20 protein-coding genes are annotated in these 18,478 nt (G+C 71.3%); 13 read left to right on the top strand and 7 right to left on the bottom strand.

Annotated features, from left to right (window positions below; genetic code table 11):
• Window positions 1–20: 20 nt before the first annotated feature.
• Both ACCP09_RS25975 and ACCP09_RS25980 read left to right on the top strand, forming a co-directional pair.
• On the top strand, window positions 21–1,583 hold the full coding sequence (locus tag ACCP09_RS25975; RefSeq protein ID WP_433751076.1) for a benzoate-CoA ligase family protein: 1,563 nt from the start codon (window positions 21–23) through the stop codon (window positions 1,581–1,583).
• Window positions 1,580–2,437, top strand: a complete 858-nt coding sequence (locus ACCP09_RS25980; RefSeq protein ID WP_433751079.1) for an amidohydrolase family protein — start codon at window positions 1,580–1,582, stop codon at window positions 2,435–2,437. The genes ACCP09_RS25975 and ACCP09_RS25980 overlap by 4 nt, the downstream gene beginning before the upstream one ends.
• Here the strand turns inward: ACCP09_RS25980 and ACCP09_RS25985 are convergent.
• Entirely contained in the window at window positions 2,434–2,817 is a 384-nt protein-coding gene (locus ACCP09_RS25985; RefSeq protein WP_027933696.1) for a VOC family protein, read from the bottom strand. The two genes, ACCP09_RS25980 and ACCP09_RS25985, sit on opposite strands and share 4 nt — an antisense overlap.
• A 63-nt stretch (window positions 2,818–2,880) precedes the next feature.
• Window positions 2,881–3,333: a MarR family winged helix-turn-helix transcriptional regulator gene (locus ACCP09_RS25990; protein WP_020417004.1), complete on the bottom strand. Its 453-nt coding sequence runs from the start codon at window positions 3,331–3,333 to the stop codon at window positions 2,881–2,883.
• 94 nt (window positions 3,334–3,427) lie between these two features.
• Between ACCP09_RS25990 and ACCP09_RS25995 the strand changes: the two genes are divergently transcribed.
• From ACCP09_RS25995 to ACCP09_RS26005, 3 genes are read left to right on the top strand one after another with little or no spacing between them, the layout of a single operon-like run.
• Window positions 3,428–4,381, top strand: a complete 954-nt coding sequence (locus ACCP09_RS25995; RefSeq protein WP_123684687.1) for a ring-cleaving dioxygenase — start codon at window positions 3,428–3,430, stop codon at window positions 4,379–4,381.
• On the top strand, window positions 4,378–4,980 hold the full coding sequence (locus ACCP09_RS26000; protein ID WP_027933760.1) for an alpha/beta hydrolase: 603 nt from the start codon (window positions 4,378–4,380) through the stop codon (window positions 4,978–4,980). The genes ACCP09_RS25995 and ACCP09_RS26000 overlap by 4 nt, the downstream gene beginning before the upstream one ends.
• A 51-nt stretch (window positions 4,981–5,031) precedes the next feature.
• The gene (locus ACCP09_RS26005; protein ID WP_027933761.1) at window positions 5,032–5,433 is read left to right on the top strand and encodes a DUF4259 domain-containing protein; all 402 of its coding nucleotides are present in this window, start codon (window positions 5,032–5,034) and stop codon (window positions 5,431–5,433) included.
• Window positions 5,434–5,615: 182 nt separating this feature from the next.
• On the opposite strand, the gene ACCP09_RS26010 is transcribed toward ACCP09_RS26005, so the two are convergent.
• From ACCP09_RS26010 to ACCP09_RS26020, 3 genes are read right to left on the bottom strand one after another with little or no spacing between them, the layout of a single operon-like run.
• On the bottom strand, window positions 5,616–6,356 hold the full coding sequence (locus ACCP09_RS26010) for an SDR family oxidoreductase (protein WP_433751085.1): 741 nt from the start codon (window positions 6,354–6,356) through the stop codon (window positions 5,616–5,618).
• A complete protein-coding gene (locus ACCP09_RS26015; protein ID WP_433751088.1) occupies window positions 6,341–7,492 on the bottom strand; it encodes an NADH:flavin oxidoreductase in 1,152 nt (383 codons plus the stop codon). The genes ACCP09_RS26010 and ACCP09_RS26015 overlap by 16 nt, the downstream gene beginning before the upstream one ends.
• The gene (locus ACCP09_RS26020; RefSeq protein ID WP_433751090.1) at window positions 7,489–8,061 is read right to left on the bottom strand and encodes a TetR/AcrR family transcriptional regulator; all 573 of its coding nucleotides are present in this window, start codon (window positions 8,059–8,061) and stop codon (window positions 7,489–7,491) included. The genes ACCP09_RS26015 and ACCP09_RS26020 overlap by 4 nt, the downstream gene beginning before the upstream one ends.
• Before the next feature lie 62 nt (window positions 8,062–8,123).
• On the opposite strand from ACCP09_RS26020, the gene ACCP09_RS26025 reads away from it, so the two are divergent.
• From ACCP09_RS26025 to ACCP09_RS26060, 8 genes are all read left to right on the top strand, one after another.
• Window positions 8,124–8,939: a class I SAM-dependent methyltransferase gene (locus ACCP09_RS26025; RefSeq protein WP_431905408.1), complete on the top strand. Its 816-nt coding sequence runs from the start codon at window positions 8,124–8,126 to the stop codon at window positions 8,937–8,939.
• Window positions 8,940–8,981: 42 nt separating this feature from the next.
• Window positions 8,982–9,326, top strand: coding sequence for a LapA family protein (locus ACCP09_RS26030; protein WP_027933766.1), 345 nt, complete (start codon window positions 8,982–8,984; stop codon window positions 9,324–9,326).
• 33 nt (window positions 9,327–9,359) lie between these two features.
• On the top strand, window positions 9,360–10,136 hold the full coding sequence (locus ACCP09_RS26035) for an Abi-alpha family protein (RefSeq protein ID WP_433751094.1): 777 nt from the start codon (window positions 9,360–9,362) through the stop codon (window positions 10,134–10,136).
• A gap of 210 nt (window positions 10,137–10,346) precedes the next feature.
• A complete protein-coding gene (gene ectA / locus ACCP09_RS26040; RefSeq protein WP_037322854.1) occupies window positions 10,347–10,847 on the top strand; it encodes a diaminobutyrate acetyltransferase in 501 nt (166 codons plus the stop codon).
• 68 nt (window positions 10,848–10,915) lie between these two features.
• Window positions 10,916–12,169, top strand: a complete 1,254-nt coding sequence (gene ectB, locus ACCP09_RS26045; RefSeq protein WP_433751098.1) for a diaminobutyrate--2-oxoglutarate transaminase — start codon at window positions 10,916–10,918, stop codon at window positions 12,167–12,169.
• A 25-nt stretch (window positions 12,170–12,194) separates the two neighbouring features.
• Window positions 12,195–12,608 carry an ectoine synthase gene (locus ACCP09_RS26050; protein WP_433751101.1) on the top strand — a complete coding sequence of 138 codons (414 nt, stop codon included), beginning with the start codon at window positions 12,195–12,197 and terminating at the stop codon, window positions 12,606–12,608.
• Between the two features lie 66 nt (window positions 12,609–12,674).
• The gene (gene thpD / locus ACCP09_RS26055) at window positions 12,675–13,568 is read left to right on the top strand and encodes an ectoine hydroxylase (protein ID WP_378333633.1); all 894 of its coding nucleotides are present in this window, start codon (window positions 12,675–12,677) and stop codon (window positions 13,566–13,568) included.
• Window positions 13,569–13,814: 246 nt separating this feature from the next.
• Window positions 13,815–16,517, top strand: coding sequence for a BTAD domain-containing putative transcriptional regulator (locus ACCP09_RS26060; protein WP_433751104.1), 2,703 nt, complete (start codon window positions 13,815–13,817; stop codon window positions 16,515–16,517).
• Window positions 16,518–17,065: 548 nt separating this feature from the next.
• On the opposite strand, the gene ACCP09_RS26065 is transcribed toward ACCP09_RS26060, so the two are convergent.
• Window positions 17,066–17,944 (bottom strand): hypothetical protein, encoded by an 879-nt coding sequence (locus ACCP09_RS26065; RefSeq protein ID WP_027933771.1) that lies wholly within the window; start codon window positions 17,942–17,944, stop codon window positions 17,066–17,068.
• Window positions 17,945–17,946: 2 nt separating this feature from the next.
• Window positions 17,947–18,426 (bottom strand): DUF6932 family protein, encoded by a 480-nt coding sequence (locus ACCP09_RS26070; RefSeq protein ID WP_027933772.1) that lies wholly within the window; start codon window positions 18,424–18,426, stop codon window positions 17,947–17,949.
• Between the last annotated feature and the right edge of the window lie 52 nt (window positions 18,427–18,478).

The raw sequence follows: 18,478 nt of genomic DNA on the forward strand, positions 1-18,478 counted from the left end.
ACCTGCGGAGGGCGGGCGCGATGGTCGAGTTCAACGCCGCGGACTACCTGGTCGACCGGCACGTCCGGGACGGGAACGGCGCCCGCACCGCGGTCGTCACGGTCTCGCGCACGCTGTCCTACGCCGAGCTTTCCGAAGCGGTGCACCGCGTCGCGGGCGGGCTGGCGGACATCGGGGTGCGGCCCGAGGAACGGGTCATGCTGTGCATGGTCGACGGCGTCGAGATGCTCACCGGCATCCTCGGCGCGATGTGCGCGGGCGCCGTTCCGGTGCCGGTGTCGACCATGGTGACCGGGCCCGAGCTGGGCCGGGTGCTCGCCGACTCGCGGGCCAGGGTGCTGTGCGTGTCCGGGGAGTTCACCGCGGCCGCGAAGGAGGCGGTCGAGCTGGCGCCGGAGGTCACCGACGTCGTGCTGGACCGCGCGGACGCGGCGCAGTTCTCCCGGGTGTCCACACACGACTGGACCCGGCTGTCCACAGCAGACGCACGGGAAACCTATGACACGTGGGCCGATTCGCCCGCGCTGTGGCTGTACACGTCCGGCACGACCGGGCAGCCCAAGGGTGCGATGCACCGGCACGCGAGCATCCGGGCGGTGTGCGAGACCTACGGCAGGCAGGTGCTCGGGATCGGCCCCGACGACAGGTGCTTCTCCGTCGCCAAGCTGTTCTTCGCCTACGGCATCGGCAATTCCGCGTTCTTCCCGTTGTCGGTCGGCGCGAGCGCGGTGTTCGAGCCGGGCCGTCCGACGCCGCAGCTGGTCGCCGACCGGGTGCGCGCCGAGCGGCCGACGTTGTTCTTCGGGGTGCCGACGTTCTACTCCGCCCTGCTGGCCGCCGACCTGCCACCGGACACGTTCTCCTCGGTGCGGCAGGCGGTGTCGGCCGGCGAGCCGCTGCCCGCGGTGATCTACGAGCGGTTCCGCGACCGGTTCGGGGTGGAGATCCTGGACGGCATCGGTTCCACCGAGGCGCTGCACATCTTCCTGTCCAACCGGCCGGGCGAGGTGGTCCCGGGCACGACGGGTGTCGCCGTGCCCGGCTACGACGTGGAGATCCGCGACCCGCTCGGCACGCTGATCGAAACCACCGGCCAGCCCGGTGAGCTGTACGTGCGCGGCCCGTCCACCGCGTTCGGCTACTGGAGCCGGTACGAGACGTCGAAGCAGGTGTTCCAGGGCGAGTGGCTGCGGACCGGGGACAGCTACGTGCGCAACCCGGACGGCACGTACACGTGCCTCGGCAGGTTCAACGACATGCTGAAGGCGGGCGGGATCTGGGTCTCGCCGGCCGAGGTGGAGCAGCGGTTGCTGCAGCACCCGGACGTCGCCGAGGTCGCGGTGGTGGCGGCGCCGGACGCGGACGGCATCGAGAAGCCGGTGGCCTGCGTCGTGCCGGCCGCCGGGCGGACCGTCGACCCGGACGCGTTGATCGACTTCTGCCGTGAGGGGCTCGCCGCGTTCAAACGGCCACGTGCCGTGGTGGGTGTCGAGGAGCTGCCCAAGACCGCGACGGGCAAGATCCGCCGGAACGTGATCCGCGAGCTGGTGCGGGACTCGCTGCGGCCGGGGGCGCTCACGTGATCGACGGCTACACCGTGGTCGACGCGCACGTCCACGCGCCGCGGCTGAGCACGTTGAAACCGGCGTGGCTGGAGTGGGCGGAGCGGTTCTCCGGCCCGCACGACTGGCGGTCCGCCTACGACACGGATGGGAACGTCGTGCCCGCGCGGCTGGACGCGTTGTTCGAGGCCGAGGGTGTCGACCGCGCGTTGTTGTTCTGCGAGTACAGCCCGCGCGCGACCGGGATCCAGCCGATCGAGGACAACCTGCCGCTGGTGGCGGAGAACCCGACGCGGTTCCGGCTGGTGGCCAACGTGAACCCGTACCTGCACCACCCGGTGGCGGCCGAGGTGGAGCGGCAGCTGGACCTCGGCGCGGTGGCGTTGAAGATCCACCCCGTGCACGGCGCGTTCTTGCCGGGGGACAAGGAGTTGTACGCCGCGTACCACGTGTGCGCCGAGCGCGGGGTGCCGGTGATCATCCACTCGGGCACGAGCAGCTTCCCCGGCGCCCGCGCGAGCTTCGGCAACCCTGAGCTGATGGCCGACGTCGTCGAGGACTTCCCGTCGGTGCAGTTCGTGTTCGCCCACGGCGGCCGCGGCTGGTGGTACGACGTGGCCGCGTTCCTGGCGCTGGCGCGCGACAACGTGTGGCTGGACCTGTCCGGCCTGCCGCCGCGGAAGCTGCCGGAGTACTACGCGCGGTTCGACTTCACCCGGCTGGCGGGGCGGTTCGTGTTCGGCACGGACTGGCCCGGCGTACCGGGCGCCGCGCGGAACGTCCGGGCGCTGCTGGAGCTGGGCCTGCCGGACGCCGTCGTGCGGGACGTGCTGTCCGGCAACGCCGCGAAGCTGTACCCCGGCCTGGGGATCTAACGCACCACCTCGTGCAGGCAGAGCCAGTTGCCTTCGGAGTCGGCGAACCAGGCCGCCTTCTCCTTGCCGAGCGTGGCGATGTGCCCCTCGGTGCGGAGGTCGCCGGAGTCGTAGTCGGCGAAGCGCACCCCGCGTTCCTCGAGGTCGTGCACCTCCGCGGAGATGTTCTCGACCTCGAAGCTGAGGACCGTGTTCTCGCTCGGCTTGGCGTCCGGCAGCGGGCGCAGACCGATCACGTGCCCGGAGCCGGCCTCGAAGTAGCAGGTGCCGTCCGGTCCCGTGTCGGTCTGGCGCAGGCCGAGCTGGTCACCGTAGAAGTGCCGGGCGCGATCGGCGTCCTGCGCGGGAAGCATGTGCGTGATGGTCGACTTGGTGAGCATGGCCCGCCTCCTTCACGAGAGCACTAATCGTGCGCCGCCAATCCGCTGGAGGCAACGGGGGTTTCAGCTGGTGCCGTTCACTTCACGCAACGTTCGCATCGCGTCGGCGAGCGCCTGCGAAGCCTCCGGCCCCAAGGGCTCCAGCACGCGGCGCCGCAGGATCTCGGCGCACGCCTGGCGCGCCTTTTCCGCCACCTCGCGGCCGTGCTCGGTCAGGCACGCGAACGTCACGCGCCGGTCGTCCGGGCTCGGCTTGCGCGTGATCAGCCCGGCGGCGACCAGCCGGTCCGCCACCTTGGTGAACCCGCCGCTGGACAGCGCCGCCTCGGTGGCCAGGCGCGTCATCGGCATCCGGTGGCCGGGCGTGCGCACCAGCCGCAGCAGGATGTCGAACGGCGCCGGCGCCAGGCCGAACCGCTCGGCGATCTCGCCCATGAGTCGATCCTGCGTGGCGAGGTAACCCTCGATCACGAGGCCCCACCAGGTCACGATCTCGTCATCGCCGGGAGTGGTCACCCCATGACTATACCGACCGGAACTCTTCCCGGAATATATCTTGCTGGCGAGAGGTTCTGCGGGTTAGGTTGAAGCCCCGGCAAAGGAGCAGACGATGTCCATCAAGACGAGCGGCTTGCACCACGTGACCGCGATCGGCGGCGACCCCCAGCGCAACGCCGACTTCTACCTGCGCACGCTCGGCCTGCGCCTGGTGAAGACGACGGTCAACTTCGACGATCCGGGCACCTACCACCTGTACTACGGCGACCAGTCCGGCAAGCCGGGCACGCTGATGACCTTCTTCCCGTGGCGCGACGCGCCGAGCGGGCGCCTCGGCACCGGCCAGGCCACAACCACCGCGTTCTCCGTGCCGGCCGATTCGATTGGCTGGTGGAAGGACCACCTCGCCGAGGCCGGCGTCACCACCGGCCGCATCGCCAACCGGGAGGGCGAGGACGTCCTGACCTTCCGCGACCCGGACGGCCTCCAGCTCGCGCTCGTCGCGCACCCCCAGGGCGACCCGCGCGACCCGTGGGACAACGGGCACGTCCCGGCCGAGCACGCGATCCGCGGCCTGCACTCGGTGACCCTCTCGGTCGCCAAGGAGGACGCGACGGCCGAGATGTTCGGCGACCTTGGCCTGACCTTCAGCAGCCAGGACAGCAATCGCCTGCGCTTCACCGCCGGTGAGGGCGGGCCGGGCGCGATGGTCGACGTCCTGGTCACGCCCGACGCCCCGCGCGGGCTCGTCGCCGCGGGCACCGTGCACCACGTCGCCTGGCGCGCGCCCGACGAGGAAAGCCAGGCCGCGTGGCGGGAGGAGCTCGTCGACCGGGGCGTGAACGTCACCTCGATCCTCGACCGGCAGTACTTCCGCTCGATCTACTTCCGCGAGCCGGGCGGCACGCTGCTGGAGATCGCGACCGACCAGCCCGGGTTCGCCATCGACGAGCCGCTGCTGGAACTCGGCCGCGCGCTGAAGCTGCCGCCGTGGCTGGAGCCGGACCGCGAGCAGATCGAGCGCGCCCTGCCGAAGCTGCACATCCCGGGCGAGAACAACCGATGACGCTGGAGCACAAGTTCATCGAGGGCTCGCCGGACGCGCCGGTGCTGTTGCTGCTGCACGGCACCGGCGGCGGGCCGGACGACCTGGTCGGTCTCGCGCGGGAGCTGAGCCCGTCGGCCGCGCTGCTGGCCCCGGCCGGCCCGGTGTCCGAACACGGCGCCGCACGGTGGTTCCGGCGGCTGGCGGAGGGTGTCTTCGACTACGACGACGTCCGCGCCCGAACCGACCAGCTGGCGTCGTTCGTGCTCGACGCGCGGCAGGAGTACGGACTGGACGGACGACGGCTGGTCGCGGTCGGGTTTTCCAACGGCGCCAACATCGGCGGCGCGCTCACCCTGCTGCGCCCGGACGTGGTGCGGGAGGCGGCGTTGTTCGCGTCGATGCTGCCGGTGCCGGACCCGCCCGGGCATGATTTGAGCGCCACGCGCGTGTTCCTGTCCAATGGGGAACGCGACCCGATGGCGCCGCTGCCGTCGAACGAGCAGTTCATCCAGCTGCTGCGGGAGCGGTCGGCTTCGGTGACGGTGCACCGCCACCACGGTGGGCACCAGATCACGCTGGACGCCCTCCAGGCCGCGAAGGACTGGTTGGCTGCTTAGTTTTTGTCGGTGCCTCCTGACAAGATCACGGCGACTTCGAGGAGGCACCGAATGGGAACGTGGGGAACCGGTCACTTCGACAACGACGAGGCCGCCGACTTCGCGAACGAACTGGACGACCTGCCCGCGGGTGAGCGTGGGGCGCTGATCCGCACGACGCTGGAGGCGGCGGCGGGCAACTCCGGGTACCTGGAGGCGCCGGAGGGCATGCTCGCCGTGGCCGCGGCAGCGCTCGTGGCCTCCCAGCTTCCTGGCGGCGATCCGGTGGACGAAAGTTACGGGCCGGAGGAGCCGATCCCGGTGCTGCCCGCGGAGCTGAGAGCGCTGGCGGTGCGCGCGATCGACCGTGTGCTCGCGGAGAAGTCCGAACTGGACGAACTCTGGGAGGAGCCGGACCGCCCGTCGTGGCTGGCGGAGCTCGACCGGCTGCGGGAGGTGCTGGCGACAGCCTGACGCCCCCGACGTGAGCTGAACCGGGCGGCGGCTGCCGTGGTGGCGGTCGGCTGCCGCTGCGGGGTGCCGGGCCGGTGCCGGGCGCGAGCTGATCCCGCGCAGCGGAAGCCCCGGCCGAGCCCGGCCACCGGAAATCCGCGCCGCGGTACGGTGCCTATCCTGCCGGTACCAGGAGTCCCAGGTCAGAACTCCGTCGGCCGCAGCAGTGCGTCCGACCCACCGTCGATCATCAGCTGCGCGCCGTGGATGTAACCGGCGTCCGGGCCGAGCAGGTAGCGGATCAGCGAGGCGATCTCCTCGGGCCGCCCCCGGCGTGGGATCGGCGCCTGGTAGTTCCGGATCGCGTCGCCGAAGCGGGACGCCAGGCCGGCCTGCAGCAGCGGCGTGTCGACGGCCCCGGGCGCCACCGTGTTCAGCCGCACGCCCGCCGCGCCCCACTGCGAAACCCGTTGCCGCACCGCGACGGTCAGCGCGTTCTTCGACCACGAGTACGCCAGGTGCCCCGCGTACTCACCGGCCTCCGCCAGCGCGGCCGCCTCCTCGCCGCGCGCGATCGGGTTGTCCGCCCACTTCACCATCGTCGAGGCCGACGACGACACGGCCACCGCCGCCCCGCGCAGCGCCGGGAACAGTCCGTCCAGCACCTCCACCGCGCCCCGGTAGTTGACCTCGACGATCTGCATCGGATCCGGCACGTGCGGCCCGAGTCCGGCGCACACCACCAGCCCGGCCAAAACAGGCGCCACCCCGAGCACCCCGTCGACCGCCGCCCGACGGCCGTCCGGAGTGGACAGATCCGCGCACACCTCCGCGTCCCGCAGGTCGATGCCGACCACCTCGTGCCCGTCCGCCCGCAACGCCGCCACCACAGCCGCCCCGATCCCTGAGGCGGATCCGGTCACGGCGATCACGTCAGCACACATCGCGTCTCCCGGTAGATCGTCGGCATGCACCGGTTGCAGTGCACGCACAGCGAACGCGCCCCGGCCCGCAACCGCAGCGGCAGGTCCGGCTCACGCAGCAACGCCCGCGCCAACGCCACGAACTGGAACCCCTCGGCCATCGCCCGCTCCATCGTCTCCAGCCGCGTGATCCCGCCCAGCAGGATCAACGGCAGCTCCACCGCCGCGCGGAACTGGCGCGCCCGGTCCAGCAGGTAGGCCTCCTGGAACGGGTAGCTCTTCAGGAACGCCCCGCCCACCGCCCGGATGCCGGCACGCACGGGCTGCGGGAACGCGGCCGCGAACTCCCGCACCGGCGCGTCCCCGGTGAACAGGTACATCGGGTTCAGCAGCGAACTGCCCGCGGTCAGCTCCAGCGCGTCGACGGTCCCGTCCGCCTCCAGCCACCGCGCGACCTGCACGCTCTCGTCCAGCCAGAACCCGCCCGGCACACCGTCGTCCATGTTCAGCTTCGCCGTCACGGCGATGCGCGACCCGACCTCGTCCCGCACCGCCCGCGCGACCTCCAGCGCCAGCCGCGCCCGGTTGGCCAGCGACCCGCCGTAGGAGTCGCGGCGCCGGTTCAACCGCGGGCTGAGGAACGAGCTCACCAGGTAGTTGTGTCCGAAGTGGATCTCCACCGCGTCGAACCCGGCTTCGACCGCGAACCGCGCGGCTGACGCGTGCGCGCGCACGACGCGAGCCAGATCGTCCACAGTGGCCGCTCGCGTCATCCGCATCCCCAGCGGGTTGGGGAACCGGCCGGGCGCCAGCGCCGGCAGCCGGTTCGACGCCGCGTTCGCGACCGGCCCCGCGTGCCCGATCTGCGCACTCACCGCCGCACCCTCGGCGTGCACGGCGTCGGTGAGCCGCCGCAGCCCGGGCAGCGCCTCCTCGCGCATCCAGATCTGGTGCCGGTCGGTGCGCCCCTCCGGCGACACCGCGCAATAGGCCACCGTCGTCATCCCCACGCCGCCGCGCGCCGGCCGCCGGTGGAACTCGATCAGCCGGTCGGTGACCAGGGCGTCCGGGGTAGCGCCCTCGAACGTGGCCGCCTTGATGATCCGGTTGCGCAGCTCGACCGGCCCCAGCCGCGCGGGCGCGAAGACGTCGGTCATGACCCCGCCAATCCCGCCGCGACGAACGCCCGCAGCGTGTCCACCGGCACCTCGCCGGGCATCCCGTCGGCGAAGAACTGCAGCACCAGGCCGAACGCGAGCAGCCACCGCTGCGCCGCGTCCGCCTTCGCCAGCTCCGGGCGCGCGTCCCGGAGCAGCTCGATCCACGGGCCGAGCCCGAACCACCGCGACGTCCACGCCGGCTCCCGCCTGCCCAGCACGAACCGCGCCAGCAGCCGCAGCCGGAGCGCCCCGACCGGGTCCGCGGCCAGCTCGGCCAGCGGGGTGACGACCAGGTCCACCAGCTCGCGCACCGTCGGCGTCCAGCCACCGCGCCGCCGCTGCGTGACCTCGTCCAGCCTGCGCTGCCACACCGGCGCGAGCCGGGCCTCCAGCAGCGCGGCGATGAGCGCGTCCTTCGACCCGAAGTGGTAGTGCACCGCGGCCGGGTTCATGCCGGCCGCGCTGTTGATCGCCCGCACGGACACCGCGTCGTAGCCGGATTCGAGCAGCAGCCGTTCGGCGACGGTCAGCAGTCGCTCGCGGGTGGAAGCGTCGGTGCTCGGCACCCGTCAAGGGAAGCACGGATCCATCAGCGAATCAATCACTGATTGAACGGCACAATGAGGGCATGGCCGACGCGTTGCGCAGGTGGTCCGAGCAGCTGGCGGACTGGGCGATCCCCGAGCACATCCTGGCCGCGGCGCCCGAGTCGCCGTGGGTGGTGCCGAAGCAGGTGTTCGCCCGCCGCGCCGACCGTCAGCTGGCAGCGCCCGCGACACCGACCCACCAGGCCGTGCTGGACGCGTTGCCGGGCACCGTGCTGGACGTCGGCGCGGGCGCCGGGGCCGCGAGCCTGCCGTGCGCGCGGTCCATCACGCGGGTCACCGCCGTCGACACCAGCGCCGGGCTGCTCGCGGAGTTCCAGCGGCGGGCCGAGGCGCTGTCGCTGCCGCACCACACGGTCGAGGGTCGGTGGCCGGACGTCGACGTCGAGCCCGCCGATGTGGTGGTCTGCGCGCACGTCCTCTACAACGCCCCCGACCTCGCGCCGTTCGCCGACGCGCTGACCGCCCACGCGCGCCGGAAGGTCGTCGTCGAACTGGCCGAGGCCCACCCGCTGACCACCCTCAACCCACTGTGGCGGCACTTCCACGGCATCGAGCGCCCGGACGGTCCGACGGCCGACGACGCCGTCGACGCGCTGCGGGAACTCGGCCTGGAGCCCGCGGTCGTGCGCTGGCACAAGCCGGCCAGGCCGGAGTACGCCCGCTTCGACGAGCTGGTCGACGTCACCCGGCGACGGCTCTGCCTGCCCGCGGACCGGGCCAGTGAGGTCGCCGAGGCGCTGCGTGGTCTCGGTGTCGACGAGCGGACGCCGCCCGACCTGGGCTCCTCGGGTCGCGATGTGGTCACGCTCAGCTGGCCGGTTAGCCGGTCCGTGTGATTTCGACCTGCGCGAATCCACCCACCCGCGCACAATCGGCGTATGACTCACGCGCAGGGGGACGAGCCGGCCACCGGCACCCCACCCCAGCCGCCCGTGACGGAACCCGCGCCCGCGAAGCCGGTCAAGATCAAACGGACCCGGGTCAGCGGGACCTGGGTCGCGATCATCGTCGCCCTGATCATCCTGGTCTTCCTGCTGATCTTCATCCTGCAGAACCTGGACTCGACGACGGTGGCCTTCCTCGGGATGGAGGGCAGCCTGCCGCTGGCCGTGGCCATGCTGTTCTCCGCGATCGCCGGCGCCGTCCTGGTCGCCCTGGTCGGCGGCGCGCGCATCTTCCAGTTGCGCAAGGCGACCCGGAAGGCGAACAAGGCACTCCGCTGACCCGGCCGTAACATCATCCTGGGAAACGGGGTGATGTGGTTGACCAGCGAGAACCTGCCGAGTTCGCCGGAGGGCGGCGACGAGAACCTGCTGCGCCGAGCGGGCCGGTTCGCCGGGTGGGCCGCACGCACCGGGTTCACGATCGGCAAGCGGCTGCCGCTGCCGGGCCTCGAACTGGCCGGTGAGGGGCTGCGGCAGGTCGAGCGGCAGGTCCTGACCGGGCTGCGCCGCCGCCTCGACGAGGTCGACGACCCGTACGTGGTCGCGCTCAGCGCGGCCGGCGCCGAGCACGCCCCGAACGGCACTGGCGAGCTGGTTCCCGCGCGCGAGCCGCTGCGCGCCGCGATGAAGGAGCTGCTCGACCGGTCCGTCGGCTTCGGCCGCGAGCAGGCCCGCGAGTACCTCTACGCCACCGTGCTGCGCCAGCTCACCCCCGACGAGGCCCGCATCGTCGCCACGCTCGCCACCGGCGCGGCCTTCCCTGTGATCGACGTCACTGAACGCGGGTTCGGCGGTGGTCGCATGATCTTGCGCAACGCCTCCACCGTCGGCAAGGCGGCCGGCGTGACGCTGGCGGACGAGGTGCCCGGCTACCTGACGCGGCTGGCCGGGTTCGGCCTGGTCGAGCTGGACGACGAGTCCGCCGAGCTGGAGTCGCAGTACGAGATCCTGGCGACCGAGGACCTGGTCCGGGCGGCCGCGAAATCCGCGCGCCGCGCGCGGCTGGTGCGCCGGACCGTGCGCCTGTCGCGCTTCGGCGTCCGGTTCTGGGCGGCGTGCGATCCCGGCGAGTGGACTCGCGTCCTGTGAGCGCTGCCACTACCGTGTAACGCGCAGCGCCGGACGAGCGCTCTACGTGATAAGGCCTCACCCAGGTAAGGGGCCATAGCACACCTGGGCTCCGCAGCGCCAGCTTTCTGTTGTCATTCTCACGTGTGTTTCGTCGTTGTTGCAGGTAGCCAGGCTGTGCGCACGACGATGCGCTGAACGACCGAAACAACTCTGTTAGGTTGTTTTGACATGTCCGGAAAGCACTTGATCGAAAATCCGACCAAGGCCGACGGGGCTGCGCTTTGGCGAATCGCACGCGATTCGCAGAAGCTCGATCTCAACTCGCCTTATGCATATCTGTTGTGGTGCCGCGATTTCGCCGACACCTCGGTGGTGGCGCGGGTGGACGGTGACGCGGTCGGATTCGTGATCGCTTATCGCCGTCCTTCGGCGCCGGACACCGCGCTCGTCTGGCAGGTCGCCGTCGACGCGTCGCAACGTGGGCAGGGGCTGGCCGGAGCCCTGCTCGACAACCTGTTCACGCGGTTGGTGGCCGACGGGGTGCGTCACCTGGAGACCACCATCACGCCCGACAACAAAGCGTCCATCCGCCTGTTCACCTCCTTCGCGGAACGGTGGGGAGCGGAGCTGGAGCGCGCTGAGCTGTTCGGCTCGGCCGACTTTCCGGACGATGGCACGCGGCACGAGCCGGAAGACCTTTACCGAATCGGGCCGCTGCTCCCGAGATAACGGCGGAAATGGGCGAGGACGCCCGTGCGATTAGCTGTCGACAAGCACCAGTGAGGGGAAAACCCAAAGTGAGCATCTTCGAAAAGCTCGAATCCGAAGTGCGCAGCTACAGCCGGGGATGGCCGGTCGTGTTCGACCGTGCGCAGGGCAGCCGCCTCTACGCCGAGGACGGTCGCCCGTACCTCGACTACTTCGCCGGCGCCGGCGCGCTGAACTACGGGCACAACAACCCCGTGCTCAAGAAGGCCCTGATCGACTACATCGAGCGCGACGGCGTCACGCACGCGCTCGACATGTTCACCGTCGCCAAGCGCGACCTGCTCGAGACGCTCGACGAGAAGATCCTCAAGCCGCGCGAGCTGGACTACAAGGTCATCTTCCCCGGCCCCGGTGGCGCCAACGCCGTCGAAGCCGCGCTGAAGCTGGCCCGCAAGGTCACCGGCCGCGAGTCGGTCATCAACTTCACCAACGCCTTCCACGGCATGACCATCGGCGCGCTGTCGGTCACCGGCAACTCGATGAAGCGGCACGGCGCCGGCATCCCGCTGGTGCACGCCACGCCGATGCCCTACGACCAGTACTTCGACGGCGTCTACCCGGACTTCCTGTACTTCGAGCGGCTGCTCGACGACTCCGGCAGCGGGCTCAACGAGCCCGCCGCGGTGATCGTCGAGACCGTGCAGGGCGAGGGCGGCATCAACGCGGCAGGCATCGAGTGGCTGCGCGGCCTGGCCGACCTGTGCAAGCGGCACGACATCCTGCTGATCGTCGACGACGTGCAGATGGGCTGCGGCCGCACCGGCCCGTTCTTCAGCTTCGAGGAAGCCGGCATCAAGCCGGACATGGTGTGCCTGTCCAAGTCGCTGTCCGGCTACGGCATCCCGATGGCGCTGACCCTGATCCGCCCCGACCTCGACGTCTGGGAGCCGGGCGAGCACAACGGCACCTTCCGCGGCATCAGCCCGGCGTTCGTCACCGCCGCCGAGGCCATGCGAACCTACTGGAGCGACGACGAGCTGGAGAAGTCGGTCCGCGCCAAGGGCGAGCGCATTGGCGCCGCGCTGCAGGGGCTCGTCGACGCCTACCCCGAAGCGCAGCTGACCGCGAAGGGCCGCGGCCTCGCCCGCGGTTTGGAGTTCCAGAATGGGGAACTCGCCGGTCGGGTCTGCGCTGCCGCGTTCGAACGCGGCCTGCTCATGGAGACCTCCGGGCCGGACAGCGAGGTGGTGAAGCTGCTGCCGCCGCTGACCCTCACGGACGCCGAGGTCGGCGAGGGGCTGGAGATCATCGACGCCTCTGTCAAGGCCGTGCTCGGTAAGTAGAGAAGAACGAGAAGGGGAAAAAGTTTTGATCGTCCGGACCCTCGACGAGATCACCGACACCGACGCCGACATCAAGACGCCGAACTGGCGCTCGAAGCGGATCATCCTGGCCAAGGAGAAGGTCGGCTTCTCGGTGCACGAGACCACGCTGTACGCGGGGACCGTCAACGACTTCTGGTACGCCAACCACATCGAGGCGGTCTTCGTCTACGAGGGCGAAGGCGAGATCACCAACAAGGCGACCGGCGAGACGTTCCAGCTCAAGCCGGGTTCCCTGTACCTCCTCAACGACCACGACAAGCACCAGGTCCGCCCGAAGACCGACATGAAGACCGTGTGCGTCTTCAACCCGCCGGTCACCGGCCGGGAGGTGCACGACGAGAACGGCGTGTACCCGCTCGTCGTCGGGGAGGACGAGGCGGACGAGAAGTCCGCCTGAGCCACCACGGAGCGAGGCCCCTACCGAAAGGCAACGCATAAAAGGAGGCGAACCGATTTGACGATCATGGAAACCGGTGTCGAGGACAGTTACCCGACCAGGGTTCCTGCCCCGGCCGAGCCCTTCGATCGCGTCGACCCGACTGTCTGGGGCAGTGAGGCCGACGGCCCGATCGATGCGGCGACACTCGCTTCGCACGACGCGAAGGGGTACCACATCGTCGAGGGCCTGCTCTCGCCCGCCGAAGTGCAGGGCTACTGGCAGGAGCTCGTCCGGCTCTCCGGCGACGAGCAGCTGAAGGCCGACGAGCGGGTCATCACCGAGAAGAAGACCGGCAGCGTCCGGTCCATCTTCGAGGTGCACAAGATCAGCGAACTGATCGCCGAACTCGTGCGCGACCCCCGTGTCCTCGACCGCGCCCGGCAGATCCTCGGCTCCGAGGTGTACATCCACCAGAGCCGCGTGAACTACATGCCGGGTTTCAAGGGCACCGGGTTCTACTGGCACTCCGACTTCGAGACCTGGCACGCCGAGGACGGGATGCCGCGTCCGCGGGCGGTGAGCTGCTCGATCGCGCTGACCGACAACTACCCCTTCAACGGCGGCCTGATGGTCATGCCGGGCTCGCAGCGGACGTTCGTCCCGTGCGTCGGCGAGACCCCGGACGACTACTACAAGTCGTCGCTGAAGGAGCAGGAGATCGGCGTTCCCAGCGAGAACGACATCACCAAGCTCGCCGCGGAGTACGGGATCGACCAGTTCACCGGGCCCGCGGGCTCGGCGCTGTGGTTCGACTCCAACATCATGCACGGGTCCGGCAACAACATCACGCCGTACCCGCGCTCGAACATCTTCCTGGTGTTCAACAGCGTCGAGAACGCGCTCGTCGAGCCGTTCGCGGCGGCGAAGCCGCGGCCGACCTTCATCGGCAGCCGGGACTTCACGCCTGTGACGCGATAGACGCCGGAAGAAGTGCGGGTCGGGTGTAGCCGGTTCATCGCGCCCTGTTACAGTGCCGCCACTGCGAACGGCGGCAGCATGGGTCTTCCTTGCTCGGGGTGAATCCCGTGTGACGCCGGTAGCGATGGCGAGGCGCACCCGGCCCCGTCACTTGTTTCACCGAGTGCGGCCCCGCACCATCAGATCGGGACTGATGGTGCGGGGCCGTACTCGTTTTCCTCCGGCGCGGCGCTCGGGGAGGGGCCTGTGCTCAAGGGTTTGCGCATCCAGTTGCTCGGCCCGGTGCAGCTGTGCGCCGGTGACCGGCCGGTGCCGATCGGCGGTCCCGGCGTGCGCGGGCTGCTCGCGCTGCTGGCTCTCCAGCCGAACCGGATCGTCGCGCTCGACGACCTGATCGACGCGCTGTGGAACCACGACCCGCCGCCGACGGCGCGGACCATCGTGCACGGCAACGTCTCCCAGCTGCGGCGTGTGCTGCGGTCGGCCGGCACGCCGGAGGCCCGGATCGACACGGCCGCGCCCGGCTACCGGCTGACCGTCGACCCGATGCTGGTCGACTTCCACCGCGCCCGCGCGTTGTTCGAGCGCGCCGAGGCCGCGCCGTTGGTCGAACGCGCCTCGTTGCTGCGCGAGGCGTGGGCGCTGTGGCAGGGGCCGGAGCTGGGCGGGGTGCCGGAGTCGGTGCGCGCGCCCGAACTGGCGGACCTGCGGATCGCGGTGCACGGCGCCCGCGTCGACGCCGACCTCGCGCTCGGACGGCACGAAGAGCTGATCGCCGAACTGACCACGCTCGTCCGCGCGGAGCCTCGGCGCGAGCGGACCGTCGGGCAGTTGATGCGGGCGCTCTACCACTCGGGGCGCCGGGCGGACGCGCTCGAGGTGTATCGCGAGGCGGCGCGGGCGGCGTCGGAGAAGCTCGGCCTCGACCTCGGGCCCGACCTGCGGGCGTTGCACGCGCACGTGTTGAACGACGACTTGGCGCCGGTTGTGCCGGGGATCGACGTGAGCCGGGTGGTGCCGCGTCAGCTGCCGCCCGCGGTGCCGCTGGCCGGGCGGTCGGTGGATCTGGCCTGGCTGGGCGAGGTGGCGCCGGTCGGCGTGATCACCGGGCCGCCCGGGATCGGCAAGAGCGCGCTGGTCGTGTCGTGGGCGCACGGAGCGGTGACGAGGTTCCCGGACGGGGTCCTGTTCGCCGCGTTGCGCGGGTTCGAGGCGCCGATGCCGGTGGCGGAGGTGCTGGCGCAGTTCCTGCTCGGGCTCGGCGTGCCGGCGGACGAGGTGCCGGAGCCGGAGGGGGAGCGGCTCGCGTTGTACCGGTCGCTGACCGGTCGCCGGCGGATCCTGGTCGTGCTCGACGACGCGCGGTCGGCCGATCAGGTGCGCCCGTTACTGCCGCCGGGGCCGGGTTCGGTCGCGGTGGTGACGTCGCGGGCGCGGCTGGACGGGCTGACCGTTTCGCACGGCGCTCGGGTGCGGGCGCTGGAGCCGCTGGCGCGGCGGGACTCGGTGCGGCTCCTCGCCGACGTCGCGGGCGGTGCGTTCGAGGAGTACCACTCGCAGGTGGCGGGGTTGTGCGGGGATCTGCCGCTGGCCTTGCGCATCTCGGGCGCGCGGCTGGCAGCCGGTCCGGCGTGGACGGTGCCGGACTTCGTGGCCGAGCTGGCGAGCGAGCGGACGCGGCTGGCCGCGCTGGACGTGGACGACGCCGGGGTGCGGGCGGCGCTGGACGTGTCGGTGCGCGGGCTGCCCGCCGAGGCCGGGGCGATGTTCCGGGCGGTGGGGGCGTTTCCCGGGCCCGCGGTCGGTCCGTTCGTCGCGGCGGCTTTGGGTGGGGTGCCGGTGGCCGAGGCGCGGCGGCGGTTGCGGGTGCTGGCGGCCCACCACCTGCTGACCGAGAGCGCGCCGGAGGTGTTCACGCGGCACGAGCTGGTGCGGTTGTACGCGCGCGAACTGGCTGGTTCGTCGAGTCTGCGGCCGGCGGTGCGGTACTACCAGGCGGCTGCCGACGTGGCGCGCCGCCGGCTGCTGCGGATCGTGGACCCGCTGGACTTTTCGTCTGTCGAGGTGCCAGTGCCCGCGTTGTCCGGTTTCGACGACGCGCTGGCGTGGTTCGTGGCTGAGTGGCCGAACCTCTTGGCCGTGCTGGAGGGCGCGGCGGCGGCCGGTCTGCACGACGACGTGTGGCGGCTGGCGCGGGTGGCGCACACGTACCGGGTGGTGCGCCCGCGGTGGGACGAGTGGCAGCGGCTGGTGGCGCTGGGGCTGGCGGCGGCCGAGGCGTGCGGGGACGCGCGGGCGCGGTTCTGGATGCTGATCTCGCGCTGCGCGATGTTCCTGACGTTCGACCTGGGGGCCGACGCACTGGGGGACGCGTCCGCGGCGCTGGCGATCGCGGCGGACGAGGGGAGCCGCACCTGCGCGATGATCCACCTGGGGTGCGCGTTGAACAGCTGTGGCCGTCACGACGAGGCGGTGGAGTGCCTGACGAAGGCGGCCTCGGCGGCGGGCACGGACGAGCTGCGGGGTCAGGCGCTGGCGAACTGCGCGGAGGCGGAGAAGGCGCGGGGCCGGTACGCGGAGGCGATCGCGCACCAGCTGTCCTCGCTGGAGATCGACCGCCGCCTCGGGGACGACAGCTATGTGGTCGTGTCGCTCAACAACCTGGCCGAGTCGTACCTCGGCCTCGGCGACGACGGGGCGGCGTGGAAGCACGCGTCCGCCGCGGTCGAGTTGGCGTCGCTGCGGGGTTTCCTGCTGCAGGAGGCGGTCGGCCGGTTGACGCTCGGACGGCTCTCCCGCCGCGACGGCGACCTCGCCGGCGCGCGCCTGCAGGTCGGGCTGGCGGCGGAGCTGCACTCGCGGGTCAGCCCGCGGCCGCCCGCGGAGGTGCTCACGGAGATGGCGGAGCTGGGGCTACCGGCTGCCCCTGCGCGGGGTGACGAGGGTTGACGCTTTCGAGTACAAGCTGCCCCCGCACTTAGCGAATTCTTAGCGATGGATCTTGCGGAGGGCGTATGGTCCGGCTTGGCCGTCTGGCGCAGTGGGGGAGCGTCAGACGGCCGCTTCGCGTTTCGGCTGGTTGGCCGTGGGGGTTGCTCCAGACGCGCCGCGCGCTGCGCGCCACCGCGCCGCACGCCGAGCCGCGCCGGACCGTGCTGGGCCGGGCCCTGCGGGCGCGTCGCGCGGCGACGGGCTGCGCCGCACCGCACCGCGCCGTGGACCGTGCCGGACCGCAGCAAGCTGCCCGTGCCGCCCCGGGCCGGGCCGCACCGGGCCGAGCCACGCCGGGCCGAGCCACGCCGGGGCGGGATGTGCCGCCCTGGACCGCGGCGCACCGTGCTGGGTAGTGCTGGATCGAGCCGTGCCGCAGCGAGCCGCACCCTGCCCGACCGCGCTGTATCGCCCCGCAGGGAGCCGCACCCTGTGCGACCGCGCTGTACCGCGCCGCAGCGAGCCGCACCCACTCCAGCTGCCCCGAGCTGGCAGCAGCGGCCGCCTCACTGGTCGAACAGGTTCACTTCCGGCGTGATCTCCAGCAGCTCGTGCACCGGGCGGCCGCGGCGGCCGTCGATCGTCGTCGTGCGGACCACCCTCAGCCGGGCGGTCACCGGGCGGTCCAGGTTCTCCTTGATCTGGTCCAGCAGGTCCGGCGCCACCGCACCCTGGATCGTCCCGCCGGACTCGCGCTCCAGGTAGAAGATCCGGCGGCGCGTGCGGACGCCGTCGAGCCGGCCGGTCACCGTCTCGTAGCCGACCTCCTCCCGCGACTCCCGCAGGCTGTTGTGCAGCACCTTCGCCTGGTCGGTCGTCATGCTGCGGGTCACGTCCTCGCCGGCCGTCGGCGTCAGCTGCAGCCCGATGCCGGTGTTCTTGACGACCGCGCTGACGATGTCGCTCACCGCGTTGCGCACCGTGTCCCGCTGCAGCAGCACCGCGTCCAGTGCGCCGTCGTCGGAGCCGTTCGCGGGCAGGAAGTCGCACAGCTCCTTCACCGCGCGCTCGGACAGCGTCTCGATCCCGTCGTGGATCAACGCGTCGTCCGGCGCCGGCTCCGGGAAGCCGAAGAAGATCGTGTTGCCCGCCTGCCCGCGCTGGATCAGCGGCGCCTTGTCGCGGTCGGTCTGCTGGACGTAGGTGATCTCGCCCTGCGGGTTGCGGATGATGTGCCCGACCTTCGCCGTCGCGTCCTGCAGCGCCCGGCTGATGTCGGAGAACGTGTAGGCGTCCAGGTTCGTCGACCCGAGCATCGACACACGCAGCAACGGCGACCGGGACGTGCGCTCGAACTTCGCGTGCGCGGCCATCGCCGACGCGCGCGCCAGGTCGTCCAGCCACGTGCCGCCCGGGATCTCGTCGGCGATCCGGCGGAAGTCCATCATCACCACACCACCTCGGGGAACCCGCGGCGCCCTTCGTACGACCAGGTGTTGGCCCACGTCTCCTCGTCACCGGGGAAACACAGGAACCCGTCGAGCAGACCGCCGACGGGTTGTACCTGATCGAGGTACATCGCGGGCTGCCCGACGATGACCCCGCGCAGGGTCAGCAGCCCGTACAGCGCGTCCCGCACCCGGCCCGTCATGCGCTTGAGGCTGCCCCAGTCGTCCGGGATCAGCACGACGTCGAGCCCGCTGGGCACGTCGGGGGTGCGGGTGATGAACTGCCCGCCGATCCAGGCGCGGCCGCTCGGGATGATCCGGGCGACCGCGCCGAGATAGCTGTTCAGAGCGCTGAACAGGATCTCGCGGGCGTTCTGGTGCGGCGCGTCGAAGACGAGACGTTCGTAGATGTCGGCCACGTCCGCCGGAAGCCGCCCAGTCGGCAGAACCCCCTCCGGGGTCCAATGGGGCAGCGGCATGTCATGAAGTTATCAGCGACGCGCAGCGTCTCCGTTGAGGGTGGCGGTGGGC

The sequence above is a fragment of the Amycolatopsis sp. 3B14 genome (assembly GCF_050958625.1).
In the GTDB taxonomy this organism is placed as follows: Bacteria; Actinomycetota; Actinomycetes; order Mycobacteriales; family Pseudonocardiaceae; genus Amycolatopsis_E; species Amycolatopsis_E thermoflava.